Below are 410 nucleotides of genomic sequence, written 5' to 3' on the forward strand. Positions count from 1 at the left end.
CAAGCGAAGCAATCGCGTTTGCTGTCGGCGCGTCGGCGATCGTGGCGATGGCGTTCGATGCGGTGCCGCCCGAGCCATCGGTGATCTTGGCGAACTTCGATAGGGGCAGCGAGATCGAGACGAGCGTGCCAGCCGGGATGGTCGTTTCGCCAAGATAGGTTGCAACCACACTGGACGCGCCGTACGCCAGGGAGAACTTGTTGGCGCCTTTCGTAAGCACCAGCTGCAGCCCCGGAATAGCCAGAGTTTCGCCGGTCTGGGCGTAGGTTGCTGCGTTGTTGGAACCGCCGTAGGTGAAGGTGATGGTTCCGTTTTTTGCTACCGCTGCCGAAAGCGCAGCGGTGATATTCTGAAATCCGACAGCCATTTTGCTATCTCCTGTTCAATGGGAAAATGCCCCCGGATTGACC

At 59.0% G+C, this 410-nt stretch carries 1 protein-coding gene; it reads right to left on the bottom strand.

Features of this window, described 5'->3' with window-relative positions:
- Window positions 1-367 (bottom strand): hypothetical protein (locus tag ACTJKP_RS27225; protein ID WP_440632880.1); only part of this gene is annotated, 367 nt, incomplete at its 3' end.
- Window positions 368-410 lie beyond the last annotated feature (43 nt).

The organism is Brucella sp. 22210, assembly GCF_052045675.1.
Taxonomy (GTDB): Bacteria; Pseudomonadota; Alphaproteobacteria; order Rhizobiales; family Rhizobiaceae; genus Brucella.